The organism is Deltaproteobacteria bacterium, assembly GCA_026388415.1.
Classification (GTDB): Bacteria; Desulfobacterota; Syntrophia; order Syntrophales; family JACQWR01; genus JAPLJV01.
Genome location: JAPLJV010000063.1, coordinates 15094 through 31700, shown reverse-complemented (window position 1 = coordinate 31700; position 16607 = coordinate 15094). Strand labels below are relative to the sequence as shown.

Here is a 16607-nt window from a genome sequence, read left to right as displayed (position 1 = left end):
CTCATGTAAGCTCTTCGTGTTTCCACTTGATATTACTTAAAATATCATCATGGTTTCCGAAAATAACTGGCAAGGCGCCCCCGGATTTCCCTTACCCTGTCAGGAATGTGTGCCCCTTCTCCCAAATAGGTTTTTAAACCATAATAAAGCAGGCATTAAAACAAAATCCCTCTTTTTGCGTTGGAAATTTATAGGGCAGTTAAATGATAGGCAATCATATTAATTTAATGAGGCTATTTGCTTTTAATGTTCGTTTTTTGTTAAGTTAGAAACAGAAGATCCTTATTGAATATCCACATTTCCCTTCATCCTTTCTTGGAGCACCTCTTTGGCCTGTTCTTCTCCATAGCCATTGTCCTTCTGCCACTGCCGCCACTCATTGACATCATCCAACATAGAGCCTCCATTATAGTACTTGTCCCTGGTGGTTATTGGAGATATCGTATATGTCCTGGGCTCGGGCTCAATGTCTGCATGGGTGTCATCCTGGAACACCATAACCCCATCCTTTTCGGATACCAGCTTACCAATCCAATGAATGGGATTCAGCGCAGCATCCGGCCAGCCGATGTCAAAAAATACATATCGGTCACCGGCCTTAAACAATTCCGAAACAATTCTGGTACCACATTCTTCACCAACAATTTTTAATGGCTTGTCGCTGAGTTTGATATTTCTCCTTTCGCCCCACTCTTCCCGTGGACGTAACCGCGTTAAAAGCCTAAGTAACTCTGGAAATTCACTATCCCAAGCATCCCATACATTTCTACGGCTTGAATAGTGCGTGATCTGGTATAGGATGGGCGCTATTTTCAAATGCCCCCAAATTTCTGTACGCAAAGTCTGGAAGGCGTTCCCACCTACCGCAACAATTATCGCTGGCTCAACAAGATCGATTTCGCGCACAAGGAATTTTCTGCATGCCTCAACTTCGGTCAGGCTATGCTTTCCACCCTGGCGGACTCCGCATTTGACGGTATTCGTGATGTAACAATTAGCCAAGCCGTATTGTTGGCGTACCTTCTGGAAACGGTCACCGGGAGAACCAAAGCAGCGCTCCGGAACTTCTGCACTGCCTTCTTTAGCTGATGGCCCAGGGCTTTCGCAGATGAACATCAGCCGATAATCAATTTGCTCGGTAAAACAGCCTTCTTTTTTCCAATAAGGAGCGGTCTGACTATTTGGCTCAAAATAAAACTGACGAGTATTGAGCGCGGGGCAGATTGTACTATCAGCTTTACAGTTTTGAATGTCGTTGAGTAGAAGCTCGAAAGGCCCTGTTTTACTGCGGGGATCAGGTTTTGTAATGAGTTTTATCATACGCCTTAACAATGAGGCTAATTGCGTGCGTTCTAAACGATTGACCAGCCATTAACGGCAATGTTCCAGGCTCATTTACTACATATATATATTAAAATCAATCCTGTTTGATATTTATAGTTTATAGACCCCATGCCCTTTTAAGCTTATAAAATTACAGAGGGGGCAATGTATCGTGGAAGATATTCGACTGTTTATAGGGGAACGTGTCAGGAGCTTGCGCAAACAAAAAGGGCTATCGCAGGAGGGTCTTGGCTGGAAATCGGAATGTCATCACCAAAAAAATTGAAAAATTAAGGGAAACTTCCCGTATTTATACGATGGCCTCCGTATCATTGTTGCTGGAACCGCCTTAACTCCGCCAGCCCGGCAGGGGTAATGCGATATTTTTGTAATCGGCTCATAGGCTTATCCGGCAAAGTCCTTGTAATCATGCCATCCTTGAGGAGTTTGTTCATCATCCTGTTGAGAAAACCGGTAATTGTATTTTGTCCCAATATATTCGCTATTTCGGATTTTGAACACTCTTTTTCACTCAACAGGCGGAGGATTTTCAGTCCCGTTGACTCTGCCCCAAATTTCTATGATGTCCCGGCAATTACCCGGTAAGTCAGAAATTATTTTGGTTTCGGCATATATTCGAAGATCTTTTTGGCCAGTTTAGTTGCCATATCCGTAAGATCCGGTTTGAACAGGGAGTATGTTTCCTTGGCCGCGTGAGCTGCTTTCCAGTAAATAGTGCCGGTTGCGACATCTACCATTTTTATCGCCATCCCGACTTCTCCGTTCTTTTCGCCGGCATATATTCCATAGCCCCATTTACTCACTTCGCCCACAATAATGGTGTCGGCCTGTAAAATTTCGCCGATCTTCAGGGCGCTGTCCTTATCGGAAACCGCCAGTGACCTCAATTTATTCGTGTAGGTCATCACGGCGCTCTGCAGATCGCCATTATCGGACATCTGGGACTTGGCCGTCATGGGATCTATGACCCGCCCGAAGCGCTTGGTTGCGACAGCGGCATCAAAAATTGCCTTGGCCACTTTATCAATGTCCTGTTCCGTCCCTTCGGGCATCTTGATGGCCGGAAGTACGACGGCGACTTTGGGCTGGAATGTATTAGCATTAGGCGCTATTTCGTTGTAGTTGATGGAAGCGCAGCCCGATACAATCAGAAACAATAAACCTGAACACAGGATCGTCCTCAATCTTTTCATCTTTATTTCCTCCTTTGCGATTATATGCCGGCTGTGCCGACGATGATCTTGGAGCCTCTATACCATAGATTAAGTCCCATTGCCACGATGAACACGTCACGACGCCGGGAAACACGGAAAATTAATCACTTCAGCAGCAACTGATTCTCCGGAGATCTGCTCTCGCCGATGCTCGTGACCTTGATCGCCGGCGTGCCCAGCACGGGGCATTTGGTCTCGCAGATGCCGCAGCCCATGCAGAGCTCCAGATCTACGTGGGGCTGCTTCAGGGAGACCTTCCGGCCGTCCCGCTCTGTCACTATAACGTCTTCGAACCAGATGGCCTTCTTCGGCGTGGGGCAGACCTCTTCGCAGACGATGCAGGGCCTGCCATGAGCCCAGGGAAGGCAACGCCCCTTGTCAATCATGGCCAAGCCGATCTTTGTCCGGGCCTTTTCGCCCATGGTAAGTTGTTTGATGGCACCGGTCGGACAGACCTGGCCGCAGAGGGTGCAACGGTATTCGCAGTAACCCAGCCGCGGCACGAGCACAGGCGACCAGATGCCTTCCAGACCGGCCTCCAAGAGCGTAGGCTGGAGGCCGTTGGTGAGACAGACCTTCAGGCACTCGCCGCATTTGACGCACCGGGCGAGAAAGGCCTTTTCCTCAAGCGATCCGGGTGGTCTGATGAGCAAGGGGTTGCGGCCGCCCGCACCGGCAAACGGTGTTGTCCGCAGCAGAGGAACGGCCACAACACCGCTCACCGCAGCCGCGATTACCCGTCTTCGGCCCAGATCCAGGGCCGGGGCGGCAAATTTTCGTCGGCCGCCGAAGCTTATCGCCTCCGCGGGACAGATATCATCGCAGTTCCGGCACATCAGGCACTCTGTTCCTAACCACTGATCACGCTTGTCCGGCAGCGCGTTGCCCTGGCAGACGGTTGCACAGACCCCGCATTCCTTGCAGCCTTCGCTCAGCTTGAGCTTCAGGAACGAGTAACGGGAAAGCAGGCCGAGCAGCGCCCCGAGGGGGCAGATAACTTTGCACCAGAACCGGCGTTCCCAGAGGTTCAGGCCGAGAATAAGCAGAAAGATAAGACCGATGAATATTCCCTGCCGGTAGAAAGGCTGCGTGAAAGACAGGAAGGTTTTTTTCAGAACGTCGTAGACCGGCTCGGAAACCACGCTGATGTCCAGGGGATTGGCCGTGTAGGCGGCGTCGAAAACGGCGCGGACGCAATAATTGAAAAGAGGGGCAATGGTGACGGAAAAGGAACGGATGGTCAGCGCCAGCGGATCCATGATGCCTGCAAACTGCAGCTTGAAAAGGGAAGATACAACAAGGAAAATAAGCACGTAGTATTTAAACCGATACCAGGTCCGGGGCATAACGCCGGGGCGGTGTTTTTGAAAAGAACCCACGATATTGTTCATCGTCCCCAGCGGGCAGGCCCAGCCGCAGAACACCCGGCCCAGCACGATCGTTAAAACGATGGCGGCCAGCGACAGCAGGAAGGCCGCCGGCAGCGCATGCGAGGCAAGGAGGGTGGTGAGGGAAACAAGCGGGTCGAAGTCCAGAAAGAGACGCACGGGATAACCCAGCTCGTCATTCCCCTTGGACTCGGTTTGCATGAAAAGGAAGATAAACAGCAGGAGAAAGAACCCCTGGCTGATCATGCGCCATTTCCGTGCCGATATTTTGCGCATTCAGTATCCCGTTTCAGATTTTTCTGATCGCCAGCTTGGCCAGATCCATTTTGCCGAATCCCGCTTCCTGCCCGAGACGCACGTAACCCAGGTCACTTCCCTTCATGCCGAAAAGCGTGGCCCCGTAGGAGTCTATAGCCACTTGATCGGTCCCGGCAATGACCGTATCGAGGCGCTTTACATCCCGGAGATCGCCGCCCTGGGGGCCGTTCCCCGTCAGGATGCGCACGGCGTCAAGCACGGTGAGGGTGGATTTGATCTTCATCGCCACATCCACAATGCTGGCGTCGAGTTTCTGGTGGATCCGATACCTTGACCCGCCCATGACGCCCATCCAGTTCTTCATGGACAGAGTGAGTTTAGCCTCGCCGTGGCGTTTGGCGATGGGGATGTTGATTACCTTGTCGGCCTCGATAACTTCCGTGTAGAGCGGCCAGGATGAGAGGACGATGCCCTTGATCTCCATATCCCTGAATTTCCGGTCGTCCATATAGCTCACTTCGGCGCCGGCGGCGCCAGCCGTGGCGGCAATGCCGCTCTGGACGTAGCACCGTCTGGCATCGTTTACGGGACGATCAAATACCTTGACCTTTTTGGCGCCCGCTTCGATACAGAGACGCACCACCTCGGCGACAACCTCCGGATTCGTGTTGGCTGCCTGCTCGGGGAGGCGGTCCCAGCCAATATTGGGTTTCACCACGACGACATCGCCACGGGAAATGAATTTCCTGATGCCGCCAAGGGCTTCTATGGCTGCCCGCGTGATCTGCGCGGCGGAAGAGCCCTGCACTACAACCAGGTCTATCTTCGCCGGCGGCGTGGCAGCGACGAGATTCGATAGAGAGGGCGGCAGGGAGAGGCCAAGCCCGGCTGCTGCCGTTGCCTGCAAAAATTTTCTCCGGTTCATGGGGCACCTCGCAAAAGGTTATTAACCACGGGCTGAGTATAGGAAAAAGCAGGTGGTGAGTCAAGACTATTTGGCAGGGCTAAAAAAACCTTGATATTCCCCCGCCCTTTGGCTACTATGAACCTACGCATAAAAAGCTTCAGCGTGTAATGATTTTGTCGAGAAATGGAGGAATAATAATGAAAAAAATCACAAGCTTGTTATTTGTTTTTATTGCTGTCTTTATCATGGGAGCAAATGGCCTGGCAGAGGTTAAGGCCAAGACGTACTCCTTCACGCCTTTTGTCGGACTATACACGTTCGGAAAAGACTCTGAGGGCCTGAAAAACCAAGCGGTTTCCGGTCTCCGCTTAGGTTACGATATCACCAGGAATTGGGGCCTGGAAGGTAGTTTTGAATATCTGAAAACGGAATATTCCGACCCGGCTTTAACATCCAGTACCAATGTTTTTGCGTACCGGCTGGAGACCCTTTATCACCTCTATCCGGAACGCCGGCTTTCACCACACCTTGCCGTGGGTGCGGGGGGCAGAAGCGTCAGTTATAAGCACGAGCTGATGAATGACCGGAATCATGGTGTCATTGATTACGGGGCAGGGCTGAAGTATTTCCTCTACAGTAATATAGCTCTCCGTGCGGACGTACGGCACCTGATTCTGTTGAATGACAATATTAGCAACGTGGAATACACCCTGGGCGCAACCATCTATTTCGGCGGCCCCAGTCAGCCCACGGCGCCAGTCGTTGTTGATTCTGATAACGATGGCGTATCAGACAATTACGATAAATGCCCCGGTACGCCAATAGGCGTCAAAGTTGATCAGGACGGTTGTCCTCTGGATTCCGATAAGGACGGCGTTACCGACAATCTGGACAAGTGTCCCGGTACGCCGGAAGGTGTGAAGGTTGATCAGGACGGTTGTCCTCTCGATTCCGATAAGGACGGTGTTCCCGACTATCTCGATAAGTGCCCCGGCACGCCGGCAGGCGTGAAGGTGGATCAGTACGGTTGCCCACCACCCCCACCACCGGTGGAACAGCTTCAGGAAGTTCGAGCGGAAGCGCCGGCGGCGGCCGCCATAGTGGAGACGAAAGAACAAGTAGCAGCGGCAGCGGTTGCCAAGGAAATGTTCGAGAAAGGCCGGGCGACCATCAAAGTCGAGTTCGATACCAACAAGGCGGTCATAAAACCCGTGTTTGATAAAGAAATTCAGAAATTTGCCGATGTCATGAAAAATTACCCAGATCTCAAAGTGGTTATTGAGGGACATACGGACAATGTCGGCGGCAAAGTTCCTAATGAGAAGCTTTCCGCGAAACGGGCCGACAGCGTTAAAAGCTATTTGACGAAGAAGTTCGGCATAGCAGAATCACGCGTGACGGCCAAAGGCTACGGTATGTCCAAGCCGCTTGACAGCAATAAGACGAAAGCGGGCAGGCAGAAAAACCGCCGGGTTGAAGCGGCAGTAGATTATACAATCAAGAAGTAACCCCCATGCCCGGCGCAGGCACAACGAAGCATGAAAATCCCCCCTTAATCCCCCTTTGGTAAAGGGGGGATGGGGGGGATTTTCATATAAAACGGATCGGGAGTTTGATATCTACGTGCTGTTTCTTGAAGCGGCAAAAGAGCCGGAGTCAGCGCTTCTTGTAGGTTCGGAGAGAACCCGAAACAGGATTGAACAAATTCCTGGATTGAGTAGCATCATGCAGGCAATCGCAGATAATTCGAGCCGCTAAAACCGGCGGCCCGTCATCTGCCCGCTATTTTAGTCCAGGCATCGCGTAACGTGACCGTACGGTTGAAGACCAGGGCTTGGGCCGTGGAATCGCCAGTATCCACACAGAAATAGCCGGAGCGCTCAAACTGGAATCTGGCCCCGGGCGCCGCGGCGGCCAGGCTGGGCTCCAGACGGCAGGACTTGAGAATTTCCAACGATTGCGGGTTAAGGTGCTCCATCATATCTGATCCGTTCTCCAGAGGATCGGCGACGCGAAAGAGCCGGTCGTAAAGACGCACCTCGGCGGGCAAGGCATGAGCCGCCGACACCCAGTGGATAGTGGCGGCAACCTTCCTGCCATCGGGGGCGAACCCGCTGCGCGTCTCCGGATCATAGGTGCAGTGAATCTCGGCCACATCCCCTGTATCAGGTTTTTTGACAACTCCCACACACTTGATAAAGTAGCCATAGCGCAGACGGACTTCCCGGCCCACTGCCAGCCGGTAATACTTTTTAGGCGGATTTTCCTGGAAATCCTCCTGTTCTATATAGAGTTCCCGGGAGAAGGGCACTTTTCTGGTGCCCATGGAGGCATTCTGGGGATGATAGGCGCAATCGAACTCTTCCACCTGGCCTGCCGGGTAATTGTCAATCACCACGCGCAGCGGTCGCAGCACCGCCATCACACGCGGCGCATCGGCATTCAGGCTCTCCCGGACACAGTTTTCCAGTAGCGCCATGTCTATAAGGCTATCGTTTTTTGCCACGCCGATGCGCTCACAGAAGTCGCGGATTGCCGCGGGTGTAAAGCCCCGTCTGCACATCCCGGCCAGGGTGGGCAGTTGCGGATCATCCCAGCCGCTGACCAAATGTTTTTCCACCAATTCGATGAGCTTGCGCTTACTTAACACCGTGAAGGTGAGGTTCAGACGGGCGAACTCAATCTGTTGCGGACGATCTGCCACCTGCAGGGCGGCCAGAAACCAATCATAAAGCGGCCGGTTGTTCTCAAATTCGAGGGTACAAATAGAATGGGTGATCCGTTCGATGGAGTCCGAGAGGCAATGGGCAAAATCGTACATCGGATAGATGCACCACTGATCGCCCGTGCGATAGTGGCTCTCTTTTTTAATACGGTAAATGATGGGGTCCCGCAGGGTGATGTTGGGAGAGGCCATGTCAATTTTGGCCCTCAGGACGCATGTCCCTTCCTCAAATTCTCCGGCCCGCATACGTTGGAAAATCTCCCGGTTTTCGGCTGCCGAGCGGTTACGATAGGGGCTTTCCTGGCCCGGTTCCTTCAATGTCCCACGGTAGGCGCGCATCTCATCGGCGCTTAATTCGCAGACGAAGGCCTTGTTGGCAGCGATCAGTTGCAGGGCGTACTGGTAGAGCTTCTCATAGTAAGCGGAGGCATGGTGCAAACGATCTCCCCAGTCGAAGCCCAGCCATCGCACGTCACGCATGATCGCATCCGCATATTCCTTGCTTTCTCCGCTGGGGTCGGTGTCGTCCAGACGCAAATTGCAAGTACCACCATATTGGGCGGCAATACCAAAATTGAGGCAGATGGACTTGGCGTGTCCAATGTGGAGGTAACCATTCGGTTCGGGCGGAAAGCGCGTTGCTACCCGTCCTTGATGCTTGTTGGTCTTTAAGTCTGTCTCGATAATATCCCTGATAAAATCAGAGGGAGAGGGTGTCACGGCTTGTGTCATATATCGGTACCTTTCTATTATTATTCCAGGCTAATACAATGGTGTAACGTTTGTGGACTGTACCACAGTAAAGCAGAATAGTAAATTATTCTTGACAACTGGCCCAATTTATAATCTACTCCGCAACTCACACCGATGAAACATTCGATGGGGATGGGGGGTGGATATGAAGATTAATGTCATAACCATACCCGAAGAGGGGTTGAGTGTTCAGTTTTCTCTGGCCGGGGGGCTGTTATCTGGCTCCATCGCTGAGGCCGAGCAAGTTGCTTTTACCTTGGAGAAGTGCGATGTTGCCGGCTCGATAAGGAGATATCGGCAGAATCTTTCTTTTACCGGCCACCTTTCGACCGTGCTGGCAACAGCTTGCGCCCGCTGCCTGGAGGAGGCGCAATTTCCTGTCAAGGCCGACTTCAGTTATACTTTGCTGCCCGCAACAGGAACAGGCAAAGATGAGGTCGAACTCCAGACGGAAGATTTGGAAATAGAATATTATGAAGGGGAAATAATTGATTTGGCCCCGCTGATCGCGGAGCAGGTTCTTCTGCAGATACCGATGAAGGTACTCTGCCGGGAATCATGCCGGGGCCTCTGCCCTCAATGCGGGACCAATCTGAACAGGGGCGGGTGCGATTGTCTGAAAGATTTTGTTGACCCCCGCTGGGCAGTGTTAAGAAAGATCAAGCTTTAATGAATTCCCGAGAGGCCGGACAGGCCGGAAGAAGATGGAGAGGATAGAAATATGGCAAATCCCGTAAAAAGACATTCGAGAACAAGGCGGAACATGAGGCGGGCGCACGACTTTTTGACGGCGCCCACGGCCAATGCCTGCCCCCAGTGCGGACAGGCGAAGCTCTCTCACCGTGCCTGCGCGAACTGCGGTACCTATAAAGGCCGGGAAGTCTTGCCTTTAGACAAGAAATCCTGATGCGTTCGCAGGCGGTTCGACAAGCTCACCATGAGCGGTATTATGGTCCGCTCGTCCTGAGCCTGTCGAAGGACAAGTCGCCCCGGCCGCAAGAGCGCACAGGCCGGGCAGCCGTTGGTCCGATATTGCCGATGGGCAGGCGGCAAACACTGACACCACGATATGCAACGGGACACTAAAATAGCTCTCATTACCGGATCTTCAAGGGGCATTGGCAGGGCTGTGGCCATGAAACTTGCAGATGCCGGTATTTTTGTATATATAAACTACCTCAAGCAGGAGGCAGCAGCCGAGCAGACTCTGGCAGAGATCAAAAGTGCCGGCGGCATGGGTGCTCTTTGTCCCTTTGACGTGGCAGACCGGGTGGCCGTCATAGGCGCCGTTGCGGATATTCTGCTGGATCAGGGCCGAATAGATATTCTCGTTAATAGTGCCGGGGTGGTGAAAGGCGGCTTGATTGCACGGACGAAAGAGGCAGATTGGGAGAGTCTGGTTGATACCAATCTGAAAGGTACCTTTAACTGTTGTCAAGCTGTCAGTCGTCCCATGATCAAGCAGAGGTGGGGGCGCATTGTCAATGTTGCATCCGTGGTTGCCGAAACCGGCAATGCCGGGCAAGTGGCTTATGCCGCGGTTAAAGCAGGCATCCTGGGTTTGACCAAATCCCTGGCCCGGGAACTGGGCAGCAGAAATATCTGCGTCAATGCCGTATCGCCGGGTCTGATCGAAACGGACATGACGGCAAAACTGACGGACCAGGAAAGGGAACAAATCAGATCAAAGATCCCGCTGGGGAGGGCGGGTAAACCAGATGAAGTAGCAGGAGTTATTGCTTTTTTGGTCTCGCCCCAGGCGGACTATATCACCGGTCAGGTCATACGTATCAATGGCGGACTTTACATGTGAGAGGGGAAATGGAACTCGAAGAAAAAGTCATAGAACTTATTATTGAGCAGCTTAATGTGACCAGAGAGCAATGCGTACCTGAGGCATCCTTTATCAATGATCTGGGCGCCGATTCCCTCGATTTGATGGAATTGATCATGGAAATGGAGGAGCAGTTCGGTGTTTCCATATCCGATGAAGAGCTGCAGAATATCCGCACCATTCAAAATGTAGTAGATTTTCTTAGGAAGGGCGGAGCGGCGTAACCCCGATGAACTGGATAAGCTATGGCAGGGGGAATACTTAACAATTGCGACGGCGGGTTGTAATAACAGGTCTCGGCGCGGTTACGCCACTGGGCAACACGGTGGCGGAGACCTGGGAGGCCGTCTGTGCAGGCAGATCCGGCATCGGCCCGATCACCAAATTCGACAGCAGCGCCTTTGCCACCCAAATTGCCGGTGAGATAAAACACTTCGACCCCCTGGCTTTTGTCAATAAAAAGGAACTGCGTCGCCTCGATGATTTTATCATCTACGCCCTGGCGGCGGCCGAGATGGCGGCCGCGGATGCGGCGTTGGCCGGCGGAAAGATGGATGCCGAGCGCCTGGGAGTCTACATCGGTTCGGCAATCGGCGGCTTGGCCACATTGGAAAAAGAAAAGGCAACGCTCATCCGGTCGGGCCCCGGGAAGGTATCGCCTTTTGTTATTCCCTCCGTTCTGGCCAATCTGGGCGCCGGCCACGTTTCCATCAGACTGGGAGCGAAGGGACCGATCAATTGCAGCACCACGGCCTGTGCTTCCGGAACCTCCGCCATTGGCGATGCCGTCCGGATGATTGCGTGGGGTTACGCCGAGGCAATGATTGCCGGCGGCGTCGATGCCGCCGTCACTCCTATGGCCGTGGCGGGTTTCAATGCCATGCGGGCCCTCTCCACCCGGAATGAGCAGCCGGAAAAAGCCAGCCGGCCTTTTGACAGCCGGCGGGATGGTTTCGTCATCGGGGAAGGATGCGGTCTGGTGGTCTTGGAGGAAATGTCGGCTGCCCGGCACAGAGGCGCCCGTATCTATGCGGAAATTATCGGTTACGGATTGACGAGCGATGCATATCACATGGTAGCGCCGCCCCCGGGGCATGAAGGCGCCGCCCGCTGCATGAAGGCGGCCCTTGTTGACGCCGGGATAACACCGGCCGAGGTGGATTACATCAACGCCCACGGTACGGCCACACCCTTGAATGACCGGTATGAAACAGAGGCCATCAAGGCTGTTTTCCAGGAACATAGCAAGGTGCTGGCCATCAGCTCGACAAAATCCATGCTGGGTCATATGCTGGGCGCCGCCGGCGGCGTCGAGGCCATCATGGCTACCCAGGCTATTTGCAAGGGTGTTATTCCGCCTACGATCAACCTGGACTGCCCTGATCCGGACTGCGACCTGGATTATGTTCCCCACCATGCGAGAAGGAAAGCGGTGCAGGTTGCCATGTCCAATACCTTCGGGTTTGGCGGAGTCAATGCCGTGCTTATTTTACGAAGGCTTACTGGTTAGTAAGTTAGAAATTATTTCTTGCCTTGTTCCGGCAAGAGATAATTTCGTAAACTTACTTATCCCATTTATCGGGGTGAGGCATGAAAAAAATCATTATTGGCGCCGATCATGCGGGATTTGACCTGAAGGAAGTCATCAAATCCTATTTGGCCGAGGCTGGCTGGGAAGTTGCCGATCAGGGGACTTTTGATCGCTCCCCAGTTGACTATGCGGACTTCGGCGGCCCGGTGGCGATGGCTGTTTCTACGGGCGCCTTCAGCCGGGGCATCCTGGTCTGCGGTTCCGGGGTGGGCATGACCATTCTGGCCAATAAATTCCCCCGGGTGCGCGCCGTTTTAGGTCTTGATGAGGAAATGGCCTGCCTCAGCCGAACGCACAACGACACTAATATTCTGGCTCTCGCCGGCCGACGCACAGATGGGAAAATGGCGGTGGCGATATTAAAGGGCTGGCTGGCCACGCCTTTCGAGGGTGGCCGTCATCAGCAGCGCCTGGACAAGATCAGGCAATGGGAAGAAAAAATTACAGGAGGAAAACCGTAAATGTCTAATTTAGAAGCAGTTGATCCGGAAGTTGCCTATGCCATTCATCTGGAAACGGAGCGACAGTCGAGCAATCTGGAACTTATTGCCTCGGAGAATTTCGTGAGCGAGGCGGTGCTGGAAGCACAGGGCAGCGTGATGACGAATAAATACGCCGAGGGCTATCCCGGGCACCGGTACTATGGCGGGTGCGAATATGTGGATATCGTCGAGACCCTCGCGATTGAAAGATGCAAGAAACTTTTTGGCGCGGATCATGTCAACGTTCAGCCGCATTCCGGCGTGCAGGCCAACATGGCCGTTTATTTTGCCGTTCTGCAACCGGGAGATACCATCCTCGGCATGGATCTGGCCCACGGCGGACATCTTTCCCACGGCAGCCCGGTGAGTTTTTCAGGACGCATCTACAAGGGAGTTACCTATGGTGTGGACCGACGGACGGAAACCACTGATTTTAACATGGTGGCAGACCAGGCCCGGAAGCACAAACCCAAGCTTATCGTTGTGGGAGGAAGCGCCTATCCGCGCACCATTGATTATCAACCATTCAGAGAGATTGCCGACCAGGCCGGCGCGGTAATCATGGCCGATATCGCGCACATCGGCGGTCTCGTGGCGGCCGGGCTGCACCCCTCTCCCGTGCCGATGTGCGAATTCGTAACCATGACCACCCACAAGACGATGCGCGGGCCGCGTGGCGGTATCGTCATGTGCAAAAAGGAGTTTGCCGCCTCCCTGGACAACAAGGTTTTTCCGTGCATGCAGGGAGGGCCGCTGATGCACGTTATCGCGGCTAAGGCCGTGGCCTTCCAGGAGGCGCTCACCGATGATTTTATGGCCTACCAGGTCCAGATCGTTAAAAATGCCCAGGTCATGGCCGCTACCTTGACCGCAGAAGGTTATCGCTTGGTCTCCGGCGGCACCGATACCCACCTGATTCTGGTAGATTTGACGGATCAGGGAATTTCCGGTAAAGACGCACAGGAGCTTCTGGACCGGACGGGGATTACAGTCAACAAAAACAGGATCCCCTTTGATACCAAGAATGCCCAGGTCACCAGCGGTATTCGGATCGGCACGCCGGCCGTCACCACACGGGGGATGAAGGAAGAAGAAATGAAGACGATTGCCCGGCTGATTTCTGACGTTCTCAAGCATCCCCATGATGAAGCGCGTCTGCTAACTATCCGGGAAGAGGTAAAAACCCTTTGCCACAAATTCCCTCTTTACCTCGAGCGGCGGAATAATTTCCAGGGGAAACGCGAATGAAAAATGATGGCCAGACGGGACAGCGTCCCGGTTGGGACGAATATTTCCTGGACATTGCCGAACTCGTCTCGCGACGCTCTACCTGCCGACGGCGTAGCGTCGGGGCCGTATTGGTCAAGGAAAAACGTATCCTGGCAACGGGCTACAACGGCGCCCCGACGGGTCTCAGGCACTGCCTCGATCTGGGTTGCCTGCGGGAACAGAACAATGTGCCATCCGGCGAACGTCACGAGCTGTGCCGGGGGCTCCATGCGGAACAAAACTCTATCATCCAGGCCGCCCTGCACGGGGTGAGCGTCCGGGAGGCCACGCTTTACTGCACCAATCATCCCTGCGTCATCTGTGCCAAGATGATCATCAATGCTGGCGTGGCCAAGGTTATTTTCCGGGAAGGTTACAGCGATCAGCTTTCCGAAGAGATGCTCCAGGAGGCGGGCGTAAGTCTGTGTAAAATATGAAATGCCCCTTCTGCGCCAACCGGGAAAACAAGGTCATTGATTCTCGTCTCAGCAAGGATAGCAGCGCCATCCGCCGGCGCCGGGAATGTCTGGGCTGCGAACGGCGCTTTACTACCTATGAATTTGTCGAAGAGGTGCTGCCCACAGTGGTCAAGAAGGATGGCCGCCGGGAGCCTTTCGACCGGGTGAAAATCCTGGCCGGGATCAAGAAAGCCTGTCAGAAGCGCCCCATTAGCATTGATGCCATTGAAAAAATACTGGAAAACGTGCAAAACGCCTGTCAGGAATATCAGGATAAAGAGATTGCCTCCTCCGCCATCGGAGAAATAGTCATGAAGGAGCTTCATGCTTTAGACGGTGTCGCCTATGTCCGCTTCGCCTCCGTTTACCGGCAGTTTCGCGATGTTGCGGAGTTCGTTGATGAATTGAAGGATTTCCTGAAGGCGGATAACAAACGTAACGGGAAATAAGATATACCCGCATTTGCGGCCAGGGTGGGTGCTGTATGTTTACAGGTATTATACAGGGGATGGGAACCGTCAGGCGCATGACCCGCCAGGGAGCCGATGCCCTGCTCCTGATAGATGCGCCCTGGAATGGCAGCGATTTGCGCATTGGCGACAGCGTGGCAGTCAACGGCGCCTGCCTGACGCTGACCACCAATTCCGGGCAGGGATTTACGGCCTACGTATCGTCGGAAACCCTGGGCAGGACGAACCTGAACCTGTTGAAAACAGGCGATAAAGTGAATCTGGAAAAAGCCCTGCGTATGAACGATTTTCTAAGCGGACACATCGTCCTCGGCCACGTTGATGGTCTGGGAAAGATCCGGGAAAAGACCGTACGCGCCGATTCCATAGTTTGCGGGGTGGAAGTGGCGCCGGACTTGAGCCGCTACTTGGTGGAGAAGGGCTCGGTCGCCATAGACGGGATCAGTTTGACCGTTAATCGTTGTGATAAAAATCGTTTTTATGTTAACATCATCCCGCACACAGCCCAGGAGACTACCTTAAAGATCAAACAATTGGGCGACCAGGTAAACATTGAGACGGATATTTTAGGCAAGTACGTGGAAAAATTGCTGCATGCCCCCCCGGGGATGGGACTTGATTTTTTGCAGTTGCATGGTTTTGCTAAATAGATAGAAGGAGTCTGCAATATGATAGTAAGCTCGATTCAGGATGCAATCCAGGATATCAAGGCTGGCAGGATGATCATCCTGGTTGATGACGAGGACAGGGAAAACGAAGGCGATCTCTGTATGGCGGCCGAGTTCGTGACGCCGGCAGCCATCAACTTTATGGCTCGTTATGGCCGGGGTCTGATCTGCCTTACCTTGAGCACGGAAATAGCGAATAACCTTAATCTGAGGCCAATGGTGCGGGACAATCAATCCCCCTTCGGCACGGCCTTTACCTTTTCCATAGAGGCGAAAAAGGGCGTCACCACGGGTATCTCGGCTGCCGACCGGGCCGCCACCATCAAGGCCGCTGTGGCCAATAATGCCCAACCGCACGATCTGATCAGTCCCGGGCATGTCTTTCCCATTATTGCCAAGAAGGGAGGCGTCCTCGTCAGAACCGGCCAGACGGAGGGTTCCGTGGACCTGGCCCGGTTAGCCGGGTTGAAACCAGCCGGCGTCATCTGCGAAATTATGAAGGATGACGGTACCATGGCCCGGATGCCCGACTTGGAGGTCTTTGCCCGGGAACATGACTTGAAGGTCGTGACCATCGCCGATCTGATAGATTTCCGGATGCAGAATGAGTCCATGATCAGAAGGGCGGCGACGGCCACCGTGCCCACGCGGTACGGCGGCGACTTTAAGGTCATCGTTTACGAAAATGATGTGGATGACGTCAAACACGTCGCATTGATCAAGGGTGAAATCACACCCGAAGATGAAGTCCTGGTGCGGGTGCACTCAGAATGCTTGACTGGCGATGTCTTCTGCTCCGAGCGGTGTGATTGCGGCGACCAACTCAGGACCGCCATGAAGATGATAAATAAAGAGGGGAAGGGCGTCATCGTGTACATGCATCAGGAGGGCCGGGGCATCGGTCTGATTAACAAGATTAAGGCCTATGCGCTGCAGGAACAGGGGCAAGACACGGTGGAGGCCAATCTGACCCTGGGTTTTAAGGCGGATTTGCGGGATTACGGAATCGGCGCCCAGATATTGGTTGACGTCGGCGTAAGAAAGATGCGCCTGCTGACCAACAACCCGAAAAAACTCGTCGGTTTCGACGGATACGGGATCACGATTACCGAACGGGTTCCCATTGAAATCAAGCCGGGGGAGAATAATATCCGTTACCTGAAAACAAAGAAGAAAAAGATGGGGCATATATTGAAGATCTGAGGGATTGGTCAATTTTTTCTGTATTATAAGATGGGGAGGGCAA

At 53.4% G+C, this 16607-nt stretch carries 18 protein-coding genes; 13 read left to right on the top strand and 5 right to left on the bottom strand.

Annotated elements, in window-relative coordinates; translation table 11 throughout:
- Window positions 1-282: 282 nt before the first annotated feature.
- The 4 genes from NT140_13025 to NT140_13010 all read right to left on the bottom strand — a co-directional run bounded on the left by NT140_13025 (window position 283) and on the right by NT140_13010 (window position 5129).
- Complete coding sequence (locus NT140_13025; protein ID MCX5832783.1) at window positions 283-1320, bottom strand: uracil-DNA glycosylase family protein; 1038 nt, start codon at window positions 1318-1320, stop codon at window positions 283-285.
- A gap of 617 nt (window positions 1321-1937) precedes the next feature.
- Window positions 1938-2537 carry a hypothetical protein gene (locus NT140_13020; GenBank protein ID MCX5832782.1) on the bottom strand — a complete coding sequence of 200 codons (600 nt, stop codon included), beginning with the start codon at window positions 2535-2537 and terminating at the stop codon, window positions 1938-1940.
- 125 nt (window positions 2538-2662) lie between these two features.
- Window positions 2663-4222 carry a 4Fe-4S binding protein gene (locus NT140_13015; protein MCX5832781.1) on the bottom strand — a complete coding sequence of 520 codons (1560 nt, stop codon included), beginning with the start codon at window positions 4220-4222 and terminating at the stop codon, window positions 2663-2665.
- A gap of 13 nt (window positions 4223-4235) precedes the next feature.
- Window positions 4236-5129 carry a DUF362 domain-containing protein gene (locus NT140_13010; GenBank protein MCX5832780.1) on the bottom strand — a complete coding sequence of 298 codons (894 nt, stop codon included), beginning with the start codon at window positions 5127-5129 and terminating at the stop codon, window positions 4236-4238.
- Between the two features lie 179 nt (window positions 5130-5308).
- Here NT140_13010 and NT140_13005 point away from each other — a divergent pair, with 179 nt between their 5' ends.
- Window positions 5309-6619 carry an OmpA family protein gene (locus NT140_13005; protein MCX5832779.1) on the top strand — a complete coding sequence of 437 codons (1311 nt, stop codon included), beginning with the start codon at window positions 5309-5311 and terminating at the stop codon, window positions 6617-6619.
- 263 nt (window positions 6620-6882) lie between these two features.
- Here NT140_13005 and NT140_13000 read toward each other — a convergent pair whose 3' ends face one another.
- Window positions 6883-8568 (bottom strand): glutamine--tRNA ligase/YqeY domain fusion protein, encoded by a 1686-nt coding sequence (locus NT140_13000; protein ID MCX5832778.1) that lies wholly within the window; start codon window positions 8566-8568, stop codon window positions 6883-6885.
- Between the two features lie 166 nt (window positions 8569-8734).
- Between NT140_13000 and NT140_12995 the strand changes: the two genes are divergently transcribed.
- The 12 genes from NT140_12995 to NT140_12940 all read left to right on the top strand — a co-directional run bounded on the left by NT140_12995 (window position 8735) and on the right by NT140_12940 (window position 16564).
- Complete coding sequence (locus NT140_12995; protein ID MCX5832777.1) at window positions 8735-9259, top strand: DUF177 domain-containing protein; 525 nt, start codon at window positions 8735-8737, stop codon at window positions 9257-9259.
- A gap of 51 nt (window positions 9260-9310) precedes the next feature.
- On the top strand, window positions 9311-9496 hold the full coding sequence (gene rpmF / locus NT140_12990) for a 50S ribosomal protein L32 (protein ID MCX5832776.1): 186 nt from the start codon (window positions 9311-9313) through the stop codon (window positions 9494-9496).
- Complete coding sequence (locus NT140_12985) at window positions 9496-9675, top strand: hypothetical protein (protein MCX5832775.1); 180 nt, start codon at window positions 9496-9498, stop codon at window positions 9673-9675. The genes rpmF and NT140_12985 overlap by 1 nt, the downstream gene beginning before the upstream one ends.
- Window positions 9659-10402, top strand: a complete 744-nt coding sequence (fabG, locus tag NT140_12980) for a 3-oxoacyl-[acyl-carrier-protein] reductase (GenBank protein MCX5832774.1) — start codon at window positions 9659-9661, stop codon at window positions 10400-10402. Before NT140_12985 ends, fabG begins: the two co-directional genes overlap by 17 nt.
- Before the next feature lie 8 nt (window positions 10403-10410).
- The gene (gene acpP / locus NT140_12975; protein MCX5832773.1) at window positions 10411-10647 is read left to right on the top strand and encodes an acyl carrier protein; all 237 of its coding nucleotides are present in this window, start codon (window positions 10411-10413) and stop codon (window positions 10645-10647) included.
- 44 nt (window positions 10648-10691) lie between these two features.
- A complete protein-coding gene (gene fabF / locus NT140_12970) occupies window positions 10692-11933 on the top strand; it encodes a beta-ketoacyl-ACP synthase II (protein MCX5832772.1) in 1242 nt (413 codons plus the stop codon).
- Window positions 11934-12013: 80 nt separating this feature from the next.
- On the top strand, window positions 12014-12475 hold the full coding sequence (rpiB, locus tag NT140_12965) for a ribose 5-phosphate isomerase B (GenBank protein ID MCX5832771.1): 462 nt from the start codon (window positions 12014-12016) through the stop codon (window positions 12473-12475).
- The gene (locus tag NT140_12960) at window positions 12476-13744 is read left to right on the top strand and encodes a serine hydroxymethyltransferase (GenBank protein MCX5832770.1); all 1269 of its coding nucleotides are present in this window, start codon (window positions 12476-12478) and stop codon (window positions 13742-13744) included.
- A complete protein-coding gene (locus NT140_12955) occupies window positions 13741-14202 on the top strand; it encodes a cytidine/deoxycytidylate deaminase family protein (GenBank protein ID MCX5832769.1) in 462 nt (153 codons plus the stop codon). Before NT140_12960 ends, NT140_12955 begins: the two co-directional genes overlap by 4 nt.
- The gene (gene nrdR, locus NT140_12950) at window positions 14199-14672 is read left to right on the top strand and encodes a transcriptional regulator NrdR (protein MCX5832768.1); all 474 of its coding nucleotides are present in this window, start codon (window positions 14199-14201) and stop codon (window positions 14670-14672) included. The genes NT140_12955 and nrdR overlap by 4 nt, the downstream gene beginning before the upstream one ends.
- A gap of 35 nt (window positions 14673-14707) precedes the next feature.
- Window positions 14708-15343: a riboflavin synthase gene (locus NT140_12945; protein MCX5832767.1), complete on the top strand. Its 636-nt coding sequence runs from the start codon at window positions 14708-14710 to the stop codon at window positions 15341-15343.
- 21 nt (window positions 15344-15364) lie between these two features.
- Entirely contained in the window at window positions 15365-16564 is a 1200-nt protein-coding gene (locus NT140_12940; protein ID MCX5832766.1) for a bifunctional 3,4-dihydroxy-2-butanone-4-phosphate synthase/GTP cyclohydrolase II, read from the top strand.
- Window positions 16565-16607: the final 43 nt, after the last annotated feature.

Excerpts from the sequence above, each read along its gene's own strand:
- NT140_12995 (MCX5832777.1), top strand. The coding sequence starts at position 8,735 with ATGAAGATTAATGTCATAACCATACCCGAAGAGGGGTTGAGTGTTCAG.
- NT140_13020 (MCX5832782.1), bottom strand. The coding sequence starts at position 2,537 with ATGAAAAGATTGAGGACGATCCTGTGTTCAGGTTTATTGTTTCTGATT.
- NT140_13025 (MCX5832783.1), bottom strand. The coding sequence starts at position 1,320 with ATGATAAAACTCATTACAAAACCTGATCCCCGCAGTAAAACAGGGCCT.
- NT140_12985 (MCX5832775.1), top strand. The coding sequence starts at position 9,496 with ATGCGTTCGCAGGCGGTTCGACAAGCTCACCATGAGCGGTATTATGGT.
- NT140_12945 (MCX5832767.1), top strand. The coding sequence starts at position 14,708 with ATGTTTACAGGTATTATACAGGGGATGGGAACCGTCAGGCGCATGACC.
- NT140_13010 (MCX5832780.1), bottom strand. The coding sequence starts at position 5,129 with ATGAACCGGAGAAAATTTTTGCAGGCAACGGCAGCAGCCGGGCTTGGC.
- nrdR (MCX5832768.1), top strand. The coding sequence starts at position 14,199 with ATGAAATGCCCCTTCTGCGCCAACCGGGAAAACAAGGTCATTGATTCT.
- rpiB (MCX5832771.1), top strand. The coding sequence starts at position 12,014 with ATGAAAAAAATCATTATTGGCGCCGATCATGCGGGATTTGACCTGAAG.
- NT140_12955 (MCX5832769.1), top strand. The coding sequence starts at position 13,741 with ATGAAAAATGATGGCCAGACGGGACAGCGTCCCGGTTGGGACGAATAT.
- NT140_13015 (MCX5832781.1), bottom strand. The coding sequence starts at position 4,222 with ATGCGCAAAATATCGGCACGGAAATGGCGCATGATCAGCCAGGGGTTC.
- fabG (MCX5832774.1), top strand. The coding sequence starts at position 9,659 with ATGCAACGGGACACTAAAATAGCTCTCATTACCGGATCTTCAAGGGGC.
- NT140_12960 (MCX5832770.1), top strand. The coding sequence starts at position 12,476 with ATGTCTAATTTAGAAGCAGTTGATCCGGAAGTTGCCTATGCCATTCAT.
- NT140_13005 (MCX5832779.1), top strand. The coding sequence starts at position 5,309 with ATGAAAAAAATCACAAGCTTGTTATTTGTTTTTATTGCTGTCTTTATC.
- NT140_13000 (MCX5832778.1), bottom strand. The coding sequence starts at position 8,568 with ATGACACAAGCCGTGACACCCTCTCCCTCTGATTTTATCAGGGATATT.
- acpP (MCX5832773.1), top strand. The coding sequence starts at position 10,411 with ATGGAACTCGAAGAAAAAGTCATAGAACTTATTATTGAGCAGCTTAAT.
- rpmF (MCX5832776.1), top strand. The coding sequence starts at position 9,311 with ATGGCAAATCCCGTAAAAAGACATTCGAGAACAAGGCGGAACATGAGG.